A 15,848-nucleotide genomic window follows, 5' to 3' on the forward strand; every position below is an offset into this window, starting at 1 on the left:
TGGAAGGCGCGCATTTTAGCATTGCACCGTCACGGCACTGCTGCCGCCACCGGCCGGCCGCACGAGCACCTTGGTGGCGATCCGCTCCGTCATTTCCTGCACGTGCGAGATCACGCCGACCTTGCGGCCCAGCGATTGCAGCGCGTCCAGCGCGTCCATGGCCACGCCCAGCGTATCGCTGTCGAGGCTGCCGAACCCCTCGTCGATGAACAGGGACTCCACCTTCACGCGATTCGACGACAGCGACGCCAGGCCCAGCGCGAGCGCGAGCGAGACGAGGAACGATTCGCCGCCCGACAGCGAATTCACGGAGCGCACTTCGCCGCCCATGTCTTGGTCGCGCACCATCAGCGCGAGCGACGGACCGGCCAGGTTGACGACGCGCTCCAGCCGGTAGCGCCGCGCCAGTTGCGCGAGGTGGGTGTTGGCATAGCCGAGCAGTACGTCGAGCGTGAATTGCTGTGCGTAGTTGCGGAATTTCTTGCCGTCGGCCGAGCCGATCAGCTCCGCCAGCTTCGCCCACCGGTCTTCGACGGCACGCTGGCGCTCGATCTCGGCCATCATCGAGCGTGCCCGTTCGCGCCGCTGCTCGTCCTCGCGGACGCGCATGGCCAGGCCGGCGGCCGCCTCGTGCGCGGCGTCGCGGTCGGTCTCGGCGCGCCGCAGCGCGGCGGCGACCGAGTCGACGTCGTGCGCCGGGGCCTGCGGGAGCGGCTGCCCGACCGCCTGCACGGGCTCGGACGCTGCGTGGTCCACCTCGGCATCCGGTTCCGCATTGTCCGCATTCGTATTGGCGTTCGTCTCCGCGGTCGCATCCGCATCCGCATCCGCATCCGCATCCGCATCCGCATCCGCTGGCACCGCTTCCTCGCGCACGCTTTCGTGCTGCTCGCGCTGCGTGCGGCGTTCGGCCAGCACGGCCGTCGCCTGGCGCACGGCCGTATCCAGTTCCTGCAGGGCGGCGCGCTCCTGGGCGATCCAGCCGGCGCCGACCTGGAGCAGGGCGGCCAGCTGCTGTTCGTTGGCGACGCTTTCCAGCGCCGGATCGCTGCCGTCGAATTCCTGGATCCATAGCGCCAGGCGCTCGCCGGCGTCGGCCAGCTCGCCTTGCAGGTCGGTGATGCGGCCCGCGGCCTGGGTTTGCGCCGCGCGTACCCGCGCTTCCGCCTGGGCCGCCTGCAGGCTCGCGGCCTGGCACGCGTTCAATGCGTTGCGCGCGGCGCTCACCGCGGCGGCGAGCAGCTGTTCGACGTCGCGCGCGGCGCGGCCTTCGAACAGGTCGCCACGTTCGGTGCGGCGCGCGGCCAGTTCCGCGTCCATGCGGGCGAATTCGGCGTCCGCCTCCGCCAGGCGCTCGCCGGCGTGCTGCACGCGCGTTGCCAGCGCCCCGTGTTCGGCCTCGAGGGTGCCAATGGCGCCCTGCAGCCGGGCCTGGCGCGCGGCCTGGTCGTTCCATTCGTGGGCTTCCTGGGCGCGGGCCTCGCGCCAGCCGGCCGGGTCGCGCTGCCAATGGCCTTGCCAGCCGTCGCCGCAGGCTTCGGCCAACACGGGATCGAGTTCCGCCAGCAGCTCGGCCAGCGCGCCGGCCGCAGCCTCGCGCCGGGCGGCCAGTGCCGCGATCTCGGCATCCAGCCGGGCCAGCGTGCCCTGCGCCGTCCGGGCCGCGTCGAGCAGGCGCGCGTGTTCACGGTTGGCATGGTCCCAGGCCTGCTGGGCGGCATCGCGTGCCAGGACGGCGCGGCGCAGGTCGGCGTCGCGCGTTTCCAGGCCTTCGTAAGACGTGCGCAGCGCGGCCAGTTCGCCAGCCAGCCAGCGGCCGCGGGCGTCGAGGCCGTCGTCGTCCGGGGCTTCGGCCGCGAGCGGATTGTCGGCCCATTCGGCGTCCAGCTGGGCGAGCGCCGCGCACAGGCTGTCGCGCTCCCGCGCCAGCGTCGCCAGCCGCTCGCCGGCCGCGTCGAACGCCGCACGCTGGCCGGCCTGTTGGTCGACGTTGGCGCGCTGCTCGGCGCGGCGCGCGGCCAGCTCGGCGGACAGGTTGTCGAGCACGGCGTGCAGCCGGTCGTCCTGGTGGCGGTAAGGATGGTCGGTGCCGCCGCACACGGGGCAGGCATCGCCGTCCACCAGTGTGGCGCGGAGTTTTTCGACGCCGTCCGCGCACGCCAGCTGGGCCGCCTTGAGCATGCGTTCGGCCTGGACCACGGCCCCATCCAGCGCGATGCCGGCGGCGCGTGCCGCGTCGAGGCCTTCCTGCGCGCCCGTACGCGCCTGCGTGGCCTGCGCCGCCTGCGCGTCGAGGTCGGCCAGGCGGCCGTGGTTCGTGCGCAGCGCCTGCCACGTGTGGTCGAGCGAAGCGAGGTGTTCGCGCCGCTTGTCGAGCGTGCGGCGTTCCGCGCGCAGGGCGTCGGCGTCGATGCCGTCGAGTGCGTCGGTCGCATGGCGGCGCGCGGCCTCGCGCACGTCGAGGAGGTCGATCGACGCGGCCAGCGCGTGCGCCGTGCGCTGGGCCATGGCCGCGGCCTGCTCGGCGCCGGCCCGGGCGGCATCCAGGGCCTGGGCGCTGGCGGCGTCCTGGCGCGCGGCCTGCTCGGCCTGGGCGAGGCGCTGGTCCCAGCGCGTCCATTGCGTGGCCTGTGACGCGCGGGTGCCGTGTGCGGCGAGCCAGGCGCCCGTGTCGTGCAGCGCGCGCCGGCTGGCCTCCAGGTCCGCCGCCTTGGCCTGCAGGGCGGCCTGGGCCCGGGCCGAGTCCGTGCGCATGCCGTCCAGCGCCGCGCGGGCTTTGGCGTGGGCCGGCGCCAGCGTGTCCAGCGTGGCGTCGAGGGCTTTCGCGCGGTCCAGTTGCGGAGCGGCGGCGCGCTGCGCCTCCTCGGCCGCTTCCAGCTTGCGCTCCGCGTCCATCAGGCCGCGCGCGGCCTGCTGCTGGGCATCGAGGGCACGTGTCAGGTCGTGTTCGCTGGCGGCGAGTTGCGCCTGCACCTGGCGCTGTTCGCCGGCCAGCCGGTTCAGGTCGGCCACGAGGGCACGCGCCGGCTGCACGGCGTCCAGCGTGGCCAGGCGGCGCCGGCGCTCGGAAGCCGCGTCGACGGCGGTGCGGGCGTGCGCCAGCGCGCCGTCCGCCTGGGCTTCGGCCGCACGCAGGCGGTCCAGCTCCTGGTGCCAGCGCAGTTGCCGCTCGAGGCCGGCCCGGCGCGTCTCGGCCGTCGCCAGCGTGGCCTGCGCGGCGGCGTGCCCGGCGTCGAGTTCGGCCCGTGCGTCCGGGCTCAGCGGCGCATGGTCCTGCAGGCGCGCCGCGAGGCGGCGCATGGCTTCCTGTTCGTGCCGCCAGCGCTCGTAGGCGCGCCGCGAAATGTCGCTGTAGACGGCGCTGCCCGTCAGCGTTTCGAGCAGTTCGCCGCGTTCGTTGTCGTCAGTGCGCAGGAAGGCGGAAAACTCGTTCTGCGCCAGCAACACGGAGCGGGTGAATTGTTCGAACGACAGGCCGATGCGGCGCTCGACCTCGGCCAGCACCTCGGTCTTGGTACCGCCCAGCGGTTGCAGGCCAGGCAGTTGCTGCAGGCTCATCGTGGACGGCTGCAGGGCGCCGGCGGCGCGGTTGCGCGAGCGCCGCACGCTCCAGCGCGCGCGGTAGCGCTGCTCGTCGTTGCCGACGAAATCGACCTCGGCGAACGCGTCCGCCGTGCCGCGCCGCATTAATGTGCGGCGGTCGGCCACGGACAGCGTCTCGTCGCCGACGTCGGGCAGGTAATTGCCCACGCGCGGCCCCTTGATGAGGCGCGGGGTCGCGTCGTACAGGGCCAGGCACAGGGCGTCCAGCAGGGTGCTCTTGCCGGCGCCGGTCGGGCCGCTGATGGCGAACAGGCCGGCGGTGACCAGCGGTTCGCTCTCGAAGTCCACCTCGAACTCGCCGGCCAGCGAGGCCAAGTTCTTGCCGCCGATGCGCAGGATCTTCATGCGGCCTCCCGGTTCCCGCCGATGCCGTCCGCCGGCAGCAGCAGTTCGGTGAATGCGGCCAACTGGTCGTCCGGGGCGTCGTCGCCGAAGCGCTGCTGCCACAGGCGGCGGAAGATGTCGTCCGGCTGCAGCTGCGCGAGCTGGTCCAGGCTCAGTGCCGCCGGCTCCACGCCGGCAGTCGTCACGACACGGCGCGTCGGTTCGATCTTCGCCAGGCGTACCGGCTTGCCTTCCAGCGCGGCCTCGACCTGCGCGCGCAGGCCCGGCTCGGGCGCGTCGAGCAGCACGCGCACTTCCAGATACGGCCAGGCGTCGCGCGGCAGGTCCGGCAGGTCGAGGGCGACCAGTTCCGCGATCGCCTGCTTGACGGGCGCCGGGCTGGCCGGCACGCGCAGCAGCTCGACGGCGCGCGGCACGTGCAGGGGCGCGATGGCGGCGGCGCGCGTGCCGTCGAGGTCGATGCGCAGCACCTGGTGCTTGTAGCCGACTTCGGCGAACGACAGGGGGAGCGGGCTGCCGCAATAGCGCAGGTGATCCTGCTGTCCCACGCGCTGGGCCAGGTGCAGGTGGCCGAGCGCGGCGTAGGCGATGTCCGGGCCGAACATGGAGGCGGGCAGGGCCTCGGTGCCGCCGATGACGATGCGCCGCTCGGAGTCGGGCGACGCATCCCCGCCCACCATGTGGCAATGGCCCATCGCGAGGATCGCCTGCCCTTCGCCGGCACGGGCGCGCGCCAGTTCGCAGGCCTGCTGGTAGAGCAGCCGGATGCCGGCCAGGTAGGCGTCGAACGCGTCGTCCGTGGCCGGTGCGGCCACCCGGGGCACGTCGCCGGGACGGAGGAACGGGATCGCCACGCACCAGGCCCGCACCTGCCCGTCCGCGCCGCTCAGCGGCACGATGAAACGTTCGAGGTCGATGCTGCCTTCGGCGTCGCGTGCGACGTGGCCGACGACGCGCGTACCGTGCGCTTCCAGCAGCGGCCCCGGCGCTTCGAGCCGGCCCGGCGAATCGTGGTTGCCGGCGATGATGACGATGTCCAGCCGCGGCGCGCGCGCCCGCGCCTGCTGCAGGAAGCGGTACAACTGGCGTTGCGAGGCGGCGGACGGGTTCGCGTTGTCGAACACGTCGCCGGCGATCAGGAGGACGTCCGCTTCCTCGGCGACGATCGTGTCGAGCAGCCAGTCGAGGAAGCACTGGTGCTCGTAGGTCCGGTCGAAATTGTGCAGGGTCTGGCCCAGGTGCCAGTCTGATGTGTGCAGCAGCCGCATGATCGTCAAGAGTTCCGCAACAGGCGGGAACCTCGAAAAACCGTCGCGAGCGGCCGCAATGCAGATCGAGAAGCGCAGCTGTACGAAAAGTACAGCGAGCATCGCAGGACTGCAGTGCAACGCGCAGCAGGTTTTTCGACGTTCCCAGGTGGTTGAGCCAGGGCGCCAACTATAGCGCAGACGGCGGGATACTGTAAAAAAAACCAGTACTTTTTCTCGGTGACCTGTACAAATGTTGATGGGATGTCACTAGAATGTGCGGATGAGCGAACCAATTTTGACGCCCGCTGTCGCCCGATCCCTACACCTGGCGGCCCAGGGCATGCTGCAGGCGCAGCGCGCCCGCGCCACGAAGGACGACGTGCTGGCCGCGATCCGGCGCATGGGCGTTTTGCAGATCGACACCATCAGCGTCGTTGCGCGCAGTCCGTATCTGGTGCTGTGGAGCCGCCTGGGCGATTACGATCCCGACTGGCTCGACCAGCTGCTGGCCGAGGGCCGGCTGTTCGAGTACTGGGCGCATGAGGCGTGCTTCATTCCGATCGAGGATTATGGCCTGTACCGGCACCGGATGGTCGATCCCGGCTCGCTCGGGTGGAAGTATGCGGGAACGTGGCTGGCGTCGCACCGGGACGAGGTCGAGCGCGTGCTGGCGCACATCCGCGCGGGCGGTCCGGCCCGTTCGGCCGACTTCGAACGCACCGACGGCAAGGCTGGCGGGTGGTGGGCATGGAAGCCGGAAAAGCGCGCGCTGGAAGTCCTGTTCACGACGGGCCAACTGATGATCGCGCGCCGCCAGCAGTTTCAGCGCGTGTACGACCTGGCCGAGCGCGTGCTGCCGGGGTGGATTGATGCCCGCATGCCGCCGGTCGAGGCGACGCGGCGCGAGTTCGTGCTGCGCGCCGTGCGCGCCCTGGGCGTCGCGAAGGCGGCCTGGATCCCGGACTATCACCGGACGAAGCCGCCGCACCTCGAGCCGCAGGCGCTGGCCGACGAGGGCCTGCTGCTGCGCGCCCGCGTCGAGGGGTGGAAGGAGCCCGTGTACGTCCACCCGGACCACGCGGGGCTGCTCGACCAGGCGGCGCGCGGTGCCTTGCGGGCGACGCTCACCAGCGTATTGTCGCCGTTCGATCCGGTCGTCTGGGACCGCCGCCGGGCGCTCGACCTGTTCGGCTTCGACTACCGGCTGGAGTGCTATACGCCGGCCGCCAAGCGGCGTTACGGCTACTTCACGTTGCCACTGCTGCGCCGCGGGGCACTCGTCGGCCGGGTCGACGCCAAGGCGCACCGCAAGGCCGGCGTGTTCGAGCTGAAATCGCTCGTGCTGGAGCCGGGCGTGCGCGTCAGCGAGCGCTGCGTGCGCGACCTGGCCGCCGCGCTGGCCCGGTGCGCGCGCTGGCATGGCTGCCCGCAGGTCGTGCTCACGCATGCTGCGCCGGCCGGGATTGCCGCGCCGCTGGCCGCCGCGCTGGGCCAGGCGCTTGCGGCCCCGCTGGCCGCGGCCGGGCGTCCCCGGCGGCATTCAAAATGGGTAGAGGACCGTTTGTGATAGATCAAACGGTGGCCCTGCCGGCCTCCTTACACTAGACCTTCCTTCAGGCCGATGACAACGAGAGGGCACCCGATGCCCGAGAGCACCACAGGCCTGTCAACAACGCTCCCACGGATTCCGCATCGCGCCGCGCTTGCCAAGCGGCCGGTTGGTTTTTGATGGGGCGGAACTCACTCGTGAGAAAAGGTGGAGACCGAATGCTGACATCGACTTATACCCTCGTCGCCCTGTCCGTCGAACAGACGACCGTGCGCGCGGCCCTGCAGTCGCTGCTCGACGAACTGAGCGCGTTGCCGGGTGGCTTCAGCACGCTGGCCGCCGGCCGCGCGGCCCAGCTGTGTGCCACCCTGCGCCAGGCCTATGACAACTGTCATTGGCGCAAGCTGGACAAATTCCTCGTGCCGGCCCTGCGCCGCAGCACGGAGGCTGCCGACGGCTTGCTGGCGGAGCTCGAACGGCTCAGCGGCCAGGCCGCCGCCGCGATGGGCGCGGCCGAAGCCTGCGTCGGCGCGGCCGACCATCCGGTGCCGCGCGACGTGTTCTGCGACGCCGTCGAGTGCTGCGTCGCGGCGCTGCGCAGCCGGCTGGAGCGCGAGGAACACGAGCTGTTCCCGCTGGCGCGGGGGGCGGTCGGCGGCGACGCGTGGTTTGCGATCGCCAACCAGATGCTGGCCCACGATGCGTATGCGCAGGAACGCCGCGCCGACCCGCGCCGCCCGCGCCGCGAGCTGGTCGGGCATGCCGGCCACGAGGCGCACGGGCGCGACTCGTTGCAGCCGGAATTCGGCCGCCGGTACGAGATATTGATCGCCGCTCACTGAGATCGAGAGGCGATGGCGAACATGTTGCTCGCACGCCCGGGGCTGGCGTTACGGGGCCATCAGGGTTCTTTGCTATGATGGCGATTTTGGAAGTGCGATTTCATCATGTTCGAGTTCCTATTCAAGCGCCCGGGCGACAAGCCCGGCGACAAGCCGGCCGGGCAGGGAGCACAAGCGGGGGCGCCAGCGGAATCGTCCGCGCCCGCCTCCACGCAGGCGTCCAATCATCAACGTACGGTCCAGGCTGAAAAGCTGAGCCGCGTCGGGGATGACGAAGCCGCCGCGGTGGAATTCATCCTCCAATGCGAATTTTCCGAACTGCGGCTGTCCGCCGCCGAGTTCGTCCATAGCCCGGCGCAGCTCGAGCGTGTCCATACCGCGATGCGCAATACCGATCGCCGCGTCGCCAAGCTGATGCAGTCGCGCCTCGACGCGCACCGGCACCGCGAGGCCGAGCACCGGCGCGCCGAGGGCGCCGTCGAGCACGCCGAATCGCTCCTCAGGGATACCTTGCTGACCCCGAACCACGTGGCCGATCTGGACCGCAAATGGTCCGTGATCTCCGCGCCCGAGCTCGATGCCGCGTTCCAGACCGCGCGTGCCGCGCTGGCCCAGCGCCTGGAAGCGCAGGTGGCCCTGCAGCGCGCCATGATCGACCGCGTGGCCGCGTTGCGCCAGCTGGGCACGGCCGGGTTGTCCGCCGCCGAACTGGCCCAGCGCCTCGATGCGCTGGCGCAGGAACAGGACGCCGCCGTGGGATCGCCCGAGTATCCGTCGCTGCCGCGTGCGCTCGTGGCCGAATTCACGGCCGAGATGCAGAAGCTGCGGGCCGGCTTGCAGGTGCAGGAAGCGGGGCAGGCCGCGCTGGCGGCACGCGGCGCATTCCTCGACGCCCAGCAAGCCAGGCCGGTCGCCGAACTGAACGCGGAGGCGTTGCGGCGCGACTGGAAGGCCCTCCCGCCGCCGCCCCAGGGCGACGAGGCCGCCGAGCTGCAGCGCCGCTTCGACGCCCTGCTGGCCACGCTGCCGCAACCCGAGTCGCGCAAGCCGAAGGAGGCGCGCGCGCCGGCACCGGAAGGTGGCCACGGCGGCGGCAAGGCGGCCGGCAAGGAAGGCAACAAGGAAAACAAGGACAAGGACAACAAGGACAACAAGCCGCGCGGCGCCGACCAGCATTTCATCGATACGATGGATGCGATGGAAGCGGCCTTGCAGCAGGGTTCGCTGGGCGTCGCCGCCGACCACGACAAGACGTTGAAGGAGGCGCGCGAAAAGGGCATGCGCCTGAGCCAGGCCCAGTCCGACCGCCTGGCCCATCTGCGTGCCGAGCTCAAGCGCCTGTCCGATTGGGCGCGCTGGGGCGGTAACGTGTCGCGCGAAGAACTCATCAAGACGGTCGAATCCCTGTCCACGCAAAACCTGGCGATGAGCGAGCTGGCCAAGAAGGTCGGCAGCATGCGCGACCGCTGGAAGGCGCTCGACAGCCTGTCCGGCGCCGCGCCCAAGACCTTGTGGGAGCGTTTCGATGCCGCCTGCACGGCCACCTATGCGCCGGCCGCGGCCCACTTCCGCCACCTGGCCGACGAGCGTCATGCGAATGCGGCGCGCGGCCAGGCGCTCGTCGACGAAGCGCAGGCCGAGATCGCGCGCCTGCGCGACGGCAGCGCCGAATGGAAGCACGTGGCCGGCACCGTGCAGCGGCTGCGCCTCGCGTGGAGCCACCTGGGCGCCATCGACCGGAAGGAAAAGAAACGCCTCGACGGCCTGTTCACGGATGCGCTGAACGTGCTGCAGGGACCGCTCGAAGAGCAGCGCAAGGCCGAAATGGCCGAGCGCGAAGCCATCATCGAGGAGGCGGCCGCCATCGATCCGCACGACCGCCACGCGATCGACGCGATGCGCGCCCTGCAGCAGCGCTGGCAGGAGCATGCGCGCGCGCTGCCGCTCGAGCGCAAGAGCGAGCAGGCGCTGTGGCAGCGTTTCCGCGCCGTGTGCGACGATGTGTTCCAGCGCCGCAAGGAAACGATGCACGAGGCGGACATCGAGCGTCGCGCCCACGAGGCCGCCAAGGAAGCGATCAGCGCGCGGCTGGAAGCGACCGCCGCCGACGTCACCCCGGCCGCGGCCGCGAAGCTGCTGCGCGAGGCGCAGGCCGAGTGGCAGGCGATCGGCCCGGTGCCGCGCGCCCACGAGGCCCGCGTCGAAAAACGCTATCACGCGGCCGTGGCGCAGGTTCAGCAGCATGTCGAGCAGGCCCGCCGCGCCGCCGGCGTCGCCCAGGCCGGGATGTTGCGCGACAAGCTGCGCCTGGTGCAGGAGGTCGAGAACGCCGTCGCGTCGGCCGCCGCATTCGATGCCGACTGGGAGGCGCGCTGGACCGCCTTGCCGGCGCTCGACGCCGAGATGGAACGCGTGCTCCGGACCCGTTTCGACGCGGCCCTGGCCGCGCTGCTCGGCAGTCCCGACGCCAGGGCCGCCTATGCGCGCGAGCTGGAAGACAACCGCGCCAGGCTGTCGCACGATCTGCTGCGCCTGGAGATCGGGGCCGGCATCGACAGCGGTCCGGAATTCGCGCGCGAGCGCCTGAAGCTGCAGGTCGAGGTGCTGCAATCCTCGCTCAAGGCCGGACACGGCGCGGGCCGCGGCGCCCAGGGCGGCGCGGGGACCCGCCTGCGCGACTTGTACGCGCTGCCGGCCCTCGTCGACGCACGCACGGCGTCGCGCATCGAGCAGCTCGCGCTGCGCCTGGCCAGGGAGGGCAAGTGAACGGAGACATGAAGGACAGCACGGACATCCGCGTCGAGAGCGCCGACTTCGACGTGAGCACCGAACTCGCGCGCCTGCGCGCGGGCGATGCGCGCGTGGGGGCCGTCGTCAGCTTCGTCGGCACGGTGCGCGACATGAATGACGGCGACAGCGTGGCCGAGCTGGAGCTGGAGCATTATCCGGGCATGACGGAGCGGGCCCTGCAGGATATCGTCGAGCAGGCGCGCGGCCGCTGGCCGCTGTACGGCGTCGTCGTCGTCCACCGCGTCGGCCCGATGCGGCCGCTGGACCAGATCGTCCTCGTCGCCTGCACGGCCGCGCACCGGGGTGAAGCGTTCGCAGCCTGCGAATTCATCATGGATTACCTCAAGACCGACGCGCCATTCTGGAAGAAAGAGCAGACGCCGAACGGTGCGCGCTGGGTCGATGCGCGCGTGACGGACGACACGGCCCGGGCCAAGTGGGCCAGCCGCTGAGCTGGATCGCGGTCGCCGTCGGGGCGGCCCTCGGGGCCTGGCTGCGCTGGGGCCTCACTATCCTGCTCGGGCAACTGCATGCCCACATCCAGCTGGGGACGCTCGTCGCCAACCTCGTCGGCGGCTACCTGATCGGGCTGGCGCTCGGGTTCTTCGATACGGTGCCGGCATTGTCCCCGGCCTGGCGCCTGTTCGTCATCACGGGCTTCCTCGGCGGCCTGACGACGTTTTCCAGTTTCTCCGGTGAAGCGATGGTGTTGCTGCAACGGGGCCATTACAGCTGGGCATTGGCGCATTCGGCATTGCACCTGCTGGGCTCGATCGGGTTCTGCATCGCGGGATATGCTACCTGGCGTGCCATCGCGTAATACCTCGTGCGTGTTCGCTTGCGCGCAATGTGCTGGCGTTGCAATCTGGCAAAGTTCCATTTTCATTAAAAAAGGAGAACGCCATGAACCCGCATCCGTCCGCACGTCCGAGCCCCGCCTTCGTCGGCGCATCCTGGTGCGCCATGATCGTCGGCATCCTCGCTTATCTTGCCGGTCTGTGGAATGCGCAGATGCAGCTCAACGAAAAGGGGTATTACCTGACCATCCTGCTGTACGGCTGCTTTGCCGCCGTGTCGCTGCAAAAGACCTTGCGCGACCGCGCCGAGCAGTTGCCGGTGACGGGCATGTACGTCGGGCTGTGCTGGATCTCGCTGATCGCGGCCGTGGGGTTGCTGACGGTCGGCCTGTGGAATGCGACGCTGATGCCGAGCGAGAAGGGTTTTTATGCGATGTCGTTCGTGCTGACCCTGTTTGCCATCGTCGCCGTGCAAAAGAACGTGCGCGATCTCGCCGCGGCGGGCGAGGCACCCGTCGCGCAGCAGGCATGACCGGGTCACGCTGACCGGGTCACGTTGACCGGGTCACGCCGGCCGGGTCACGCCTGACGCGTGTTCAGGGCGTGCCCGGCGGCTGGCGGTGCGCGGCGAGGTCGGCGAGGTCGGCGAGGCGCGTGTCCGCCGGCGGCGGCGCCGCCCGCCACCGATGCTTGGCCTGGCCGATGCGCTGGGCCCGGTAAATGCCCGTGTGGCCGGAAAACAGATAGGCCAGCACGCATCCGACTGCCGCATACACGCCCACGTCCGCCCCGAACAGCTCGATCGCCATCAGCGTCGACGCGATCGGCGTGTTGGCCGCGCCGGCAAACACGGCCACGAAACCGACGCCGGCCAGCAGCGCGACGGGCAGGTGCAGCAGCGGCGCCAGCGCATTGCCGAGCGTGGCGCCGATGTAGAACAGCGGCGTCACTTCGCCGCCCTTGAAGCCGCTGCCCAGCGATGCGATCGTGAAGGCCATCTTGCCCGCGAAATCCCAGGGCGCCAGCGGTTGCGTGAACGCGGCCTGGATGGTCGGGATGCCGAGGCCGATGTAGCGGTCGGCGCCCAGCGCCAACGCACAGGCCGCGACGACGATGCCGCCCAGCAGCGCGCGCAGCGGGCCGTACGGTATGCGGCGCTTCATCCAGCCCGACAATGCATGCGTGCAATCCGCAAACAGCTTGCCCGCGAGTCCGAACAGCGCGCCGGCGATGGCGACGGCCGCCAGCGGCCAGGCCGCCAGCGCCGGGACGAAGGCGATCGCATAATGCGTGTGGTGGATGCCCAGCAGGTGGCTCCACAGCAGGCAGACCTGGTCGCCGGCGACTGCGGCCACGAGGCAGGCGAGCAGGGCGTCGTAGCGCAGCCGGCCGATGGCCAGCACTTCCAGGCCGAAGATGGCGCCCGCCAGCGGCGTGCCGAACACGGAGGCGAAGCCGGCGCTGATGCCGGCCATCAGGACGATGCGCCGGTCCTCGTGCTGCAGCCTGAACACATGCGTGAGCTGGTCGGCCAGCGCGCCGCCCATCTGCACGGCCGTGCCCTCGCGCCCGACCGAGGCGCCGAACAAATGCGAGACGACGGTGCCGCCCAGCACGAGCGGGGCCATGCGCAGCGGAATCACTTTCTTGGGATCGTGGATTGCGTCGATCAGCAGGTTGTTGCCGGCCTCGACGGCGCTGCCGAACCGCAGGTAGAGCCAGGCGACGCCGAAGCCGGCCAGCGGCAGCAGGGCGATCAGCCAGCGGTGGGCGATGCGGGTGCCGGTCGCCCAGTCGAGCGCGAACAGGAAGAAGGCGGACGCGGAGCCGGACAGCAGCCCGACGGCAACGGCGAGCAGCAGCCACTTCGCCATGTATGGCAGCAGGCGCAGCGGTTCGTCGATATGTCTGGATAAAAAGGAGGGGGCCATGCCGAACATTTTATCGCAGCAACATTAAACGCTCCGCGGCCGCGTGTTCACATCTTGAAAAGTCGCTATGCCATCCCTAACTGGGTGTCAATCCGAAATCCAACCCAAACAACCAGGGGTACTGCATATGCGACAAGACAAATTGACGACCAAGCTCCAGGAAGCGCTGTCCGATGCGCAGAGCCTGGCGGTCGGCAACGACAACCAATACATCGAACCCGTCCACCTGCTGTCCGCCCTGCTGAGCCAGAGCGACGGCGGCGCGCGCTCGCTGCTGCAGCGGGCCGGCGTCAACGTCGGCAGCCTGCAGACGGCGCTGCGCTCGGCGTTCGACCGCCTGCCGAAAGTGTCCGGCACGGGCGGCGACGTGCAGGTCGGCCGCGAGCTCGTCTCCCTGCTGAACCTGGCCGATCGCGAATCGCAGCGCCGCGGCGACCAGTTCCTGTCGAGCGAGATGGTCTTGCTGGCCTTTACGGAAGACAAGTCCGACGCCGGGCGCCTCGCGCGTGAGAACGGTCTCGCCCGCAAGGCGCTGGAGTCCGCGATCTCCGCCGTGCGCGGCGGCGAATCCGTGAATTCGCAGGATGCGGAAGGGCAACGCGAAGCCCTCAAGAAATATACGCTCGACCTCACCGAACGTGCCCGCAACGGCAAGCTCGACCCGGTGATCGGCCGCGACGACGAGATCCGCCGCGCCATCCAGGTCTTGCAGCGCCGCACCAAGAACAATCCGGTGCTGATCGGCGAGCCGGGCGTCGGCAAGACCGCGATCGTGGAAGGCCTCGCGCAGCGCATCGTCAACGGCGAGGTGCCGGATTCGCTCAAGGGCAAGCGCGTGCTGTCGCTCGACATGGCCGCGCTGCTGGCCGGCGCCAAGTTCCGCGGCGAGTTCGAGGAACGCCTTAAAGCCGTGCTCAAGGAACTCTCGCACGACGAGGGCATGACGATCGTCTTCATCGACGAGATCCACACGATGGTCGGGGCCGGCAAGGCCGAAGGCGCGATGGACGCGGGCAATATGCTGAAGCCGGCGCTGGCGCGCGGCGAGCTGCATTGCATCGGTGCGACCACGCTGGACGAGTACCGCAAATACGTCGAGAAGGATGCCGCGCTGGAGCGCCGCTTCCAGAAGATCATGGTCGACGAGCCGAGCGTGGAGGCGACGATCGCCATCCTGCGCGGCCTGCAGGAAAAGTACGAGCTGCACCACAAGGTCGAGATCACGGACCCGGCGATCATCGCCGCGGCCGAGCTGTCGCACCGGTACATCACGGACCGCTTCCTGCCGGACAAGGCCATCGACCTGATCGACGAGGCCGCGTCGAAGATCAAGATCGAGATCGACTCCAAGCCGGAAGTCATGGACAAGCTCGACCGCCGCCTGATCCAGCTGAAGATCGAGCGCGAAGCCGTCAAGAAGGAAACCGACGAGGCCTCGCAGCGCCGCCTCGAACTGATCAACGACGAGATCGCCCGCCTGGAGCGCGAGTACGCCGACTACGAGGAAATCCTCAAGTCCGAGAAGGCGGCCGTGCAGGGCACGACGCACATCAAGGAAGAGATCGAGCGCATCCGCCTGCAGATGGACGAAGCGAAGCGCCAGAGCAACTGGCAGAAGGTGTCGGAACTGCAGTACGGCCGCCTGCCCGAGCTGGACAAGCAGTTGAAGGACGCCGAGGCCGCCGGCGAGCAGCCGGACGACGCGAACGGCAAGCCGCGCCTGCTGCGCACCCAGGTGGGGGCCGAGGAAATCGCGGAAGTCGTATCGCGCGCGACCGGCATCCCCGTCGCCCGCATGATGCAGGGCGAACGCGACAAGCTGCTGCACATCGAGGAGAAGCTGCATGAGCGCGTCGTGGGCCAGGACGAGGCGATCGAGGCCGTGTCCGATGCGATCCGCCGCTCGCGCGCGGGGCTCGCGGATCCGAACCGGCCGTACGGCTCGTTCATGTTCCTGGGCCCGACGGGCGTCGGCAAGACCGAGCTGTGCAAGGCGCTGGCGAACTTCCTGTTCGATACCGAGGACGCGCTGATCCGCATCGACATGAGCGAGTTCATGGAGAAGCATTCCGTGGCCCGCCTGATCGGCGCGCCGCCGGGTTATGTCGGCTACGAGGAAGGCGGCTACCTGACGGAAGCCGTGCGCCGCAAGCCGTACAGCGTGATCCTGCTGGACGAGATCGAGAAGGCGCATCCGGACGTGTTCAACGTCCTGCTGCAGGTGCTCGACGACGGCCGCATGACGGATGGCCAGGGCCGCACGGTGGACTTCAAGAACACCGTGATCGTGATGACGTCGAACCTGGGTTCGCACAAGATCCAGTCGATGGACAGCGACGAGCCGGCCGTCGTCAAGATGGCCGTGATGGCCGAGGTGCGCGGACACTTCCGCCCCGAGTTCATCAACCGCATCGACGAGATCGTCGTGTTCCACGCGCTCGACGAAAAGAACATCGGCGCGATCGCGAAGATCCAGCTGAAGGGCCTGGAGCAGCGCCTCGGCAAGATGGAGATGGCGCTCGACATCAGCGAAGAGGCCCTGCAGAAGATCGCGGAAGCGGGCTTCGATCCGGTGTATGGCGCGCGGCCGCTCAAGCGCGCGATCCAGCAGCAGATCGAGAATCCGCTGTCGAAGGATATCCTGGCCGGCCGCTTCGGACCCAAGGATACGATCCGGATCGGCGTGCGTGGCGGCCAGCTGGTGTTCGGCGAGGAGCCGGCTGTCGAGCTGGCGAAGTAAT

The 15,848-nt window shown here is 69.9% G+C and carries 10 protein-coding genes; 7 read left to right on the forward strand and 3 right to left on the reverse strand.

Annotation, left to right across the window (positions count from 1 at the left end):
- Positions 1 to 15: 15 nt before the first annotated feature.
- Positions 16 to 3,948 (reverse strand): AAA family ATPase, encoded by a 3,933-nt coding sequence (locus tag U9J41_RS01530; RefSeq protein WP_322399831.1) that lies wholly within the window; start codon positions 3,946 to 3,948, stop codon positions 16 to 18.
- Positions 3,945 to 5,216, reverse strand: coding sequence for an exonuclease SbcCD subunit D C-terminal domain-containing protein (locus tag U9J41_RS01535; RefSeq protein WP_322400134.1), 1,272 nt, complete (start codon positions 5,214 to 5,216; stop codon positions 3,945 to 3,947). The genes U9J41_RS01530 and U9J41_RS01535 overlap by 4 nt, the downstream gene beginning before the upstream one ends.
- Positions 5,217 to 5,478: 262 nt before the next feature.
- Here U9J41_RS01535 and U9J41_RS01540 point away from each other — a divergent pair, with 262 nt between their 5' ends.
- The 6 genes from U9J41_RS01540 (at position 5,479) to yiaA (ending at position 11,708) form a co-directional block, all read left to right on the forward strand.
- Positions 5,479 to 6,765: a winged helix-turn-helix domain-containing protein gene (locus tag U9J41_RS01540; protein WP_322399832.1), complete on the forward strand. Its 1,287-nt coding sequence runs from the start codon at positions 5,479 to 5,481 to the stop codon at positions 6,763 to 6,765.
- Between the two features lie 200 nt (positions 6,766 to 6,965).
- On the forward strand, positions 6,966 to 7,589 hold the full coding sequence (locus U9J41_RS01545; protein WP_322399833.1) for a hemerythrin domain-containing protein: 624 nt from the start codon (positions 6,966 to 6,968) through the stop codon (positions 7,587 to 7,589).
- A 105-nt stretch (positions 7,590 to 7,694) separates the two neighbouring features.
- A complete protein-coding gene (locus tag U9J41_RS01550; RefSeq protein ID WP_322399834.1) occupies positions 7,695 to 10,355 on the forward strand; it encodes a DUF349 domain-containing protein in 2,661 nt (886 codons plus the stop codon).
- An 8-nt stretch (positions 10,356 to 10,363) separates the two neighbouring features.
- On the forward strand, positions 10,364 to 10,831 hold the full coding sequence (gene moaE, locus U9J41_RS01555) for a molybdopterin synthase catalytic subunit MoaE (protein WP_322399835.1): 468 nt from the start codon (positions 10,364 to 10,366) through the stop codon (positions 10,829 to 10,831).
- Positions 10,816 to 11,199, forward strand: coding sequence for a fluoride efflux transporter CrcB (gene crcB / locus U9J41_RS01560; protein WP_322399836.1), 384 nt, complete (start codon positions 10,816 to 10,818; stop codon positions 11,197 to 11,199). Before moaE ends, crcB begins: the two co-directional genes overlap by 16 nt.
- 83 nt (positions 11,200 to 11,282) lie before the next feature.
- Positions 11,283 to 11,708 (forward strand): inner membrane protein YiaA, encoded by a 426-nt coding sequence (yiaA, locus tag U9J41_RS01565; protein ID WP_322399837.1) that lies wholly within the window; start codon positions 11,283 to 11,285, stop codon positions 11,706 to 11,708.
- Between the two features lie 64 nt (positions 11,709 to 11,772).
- Here yiaA and U9J41_RS01570 read toward each other — a convergent pair whose 3' ends face one another.
- On the reverse strand, positions 11,773 to 13,107 hold the full coding sequence (locus tag U9J41_RS01570) for a voltage-gated chloride channel family protein (RefSeq protein WP_322399838.1): 1,335 nt from the start codon (positions 13,105 to 13,107) through the stop codon (positions 11,773 to 11,775).
- Between the two features lie 127 nt (positions 13,108 to 13,234).
- On the opposite strand from U9J41_RS01570, the gene clpB reads away from it, so the two are divergent.
- Positions 13,235 to 15,847 (forward strand): ATP-dependent chaperone ClpB, encoded by a 2,613-nt coding sequence (gene clpB, locus U9J41_RS01575; RefSeq protein ID WP_322399839.1) that lies wholly within the window; start codon positions 13,235 to 13,237, stop codon positions 15,845 to 15,847.
- Position 15,848: the final 1 nt, after the last annotated feature.

Origin of the sequence: Massilia luteola (assembly GCF_034420155.1) — a bacterium.
In the GTDB taxonomy this organism is placed as follows: domain Bacteria; phylum Pseudomonadota; class Gammaproteobacteria; order Burkholderiales; family Burkholderiaceae_D; genus Telluria; species Telluria luteola.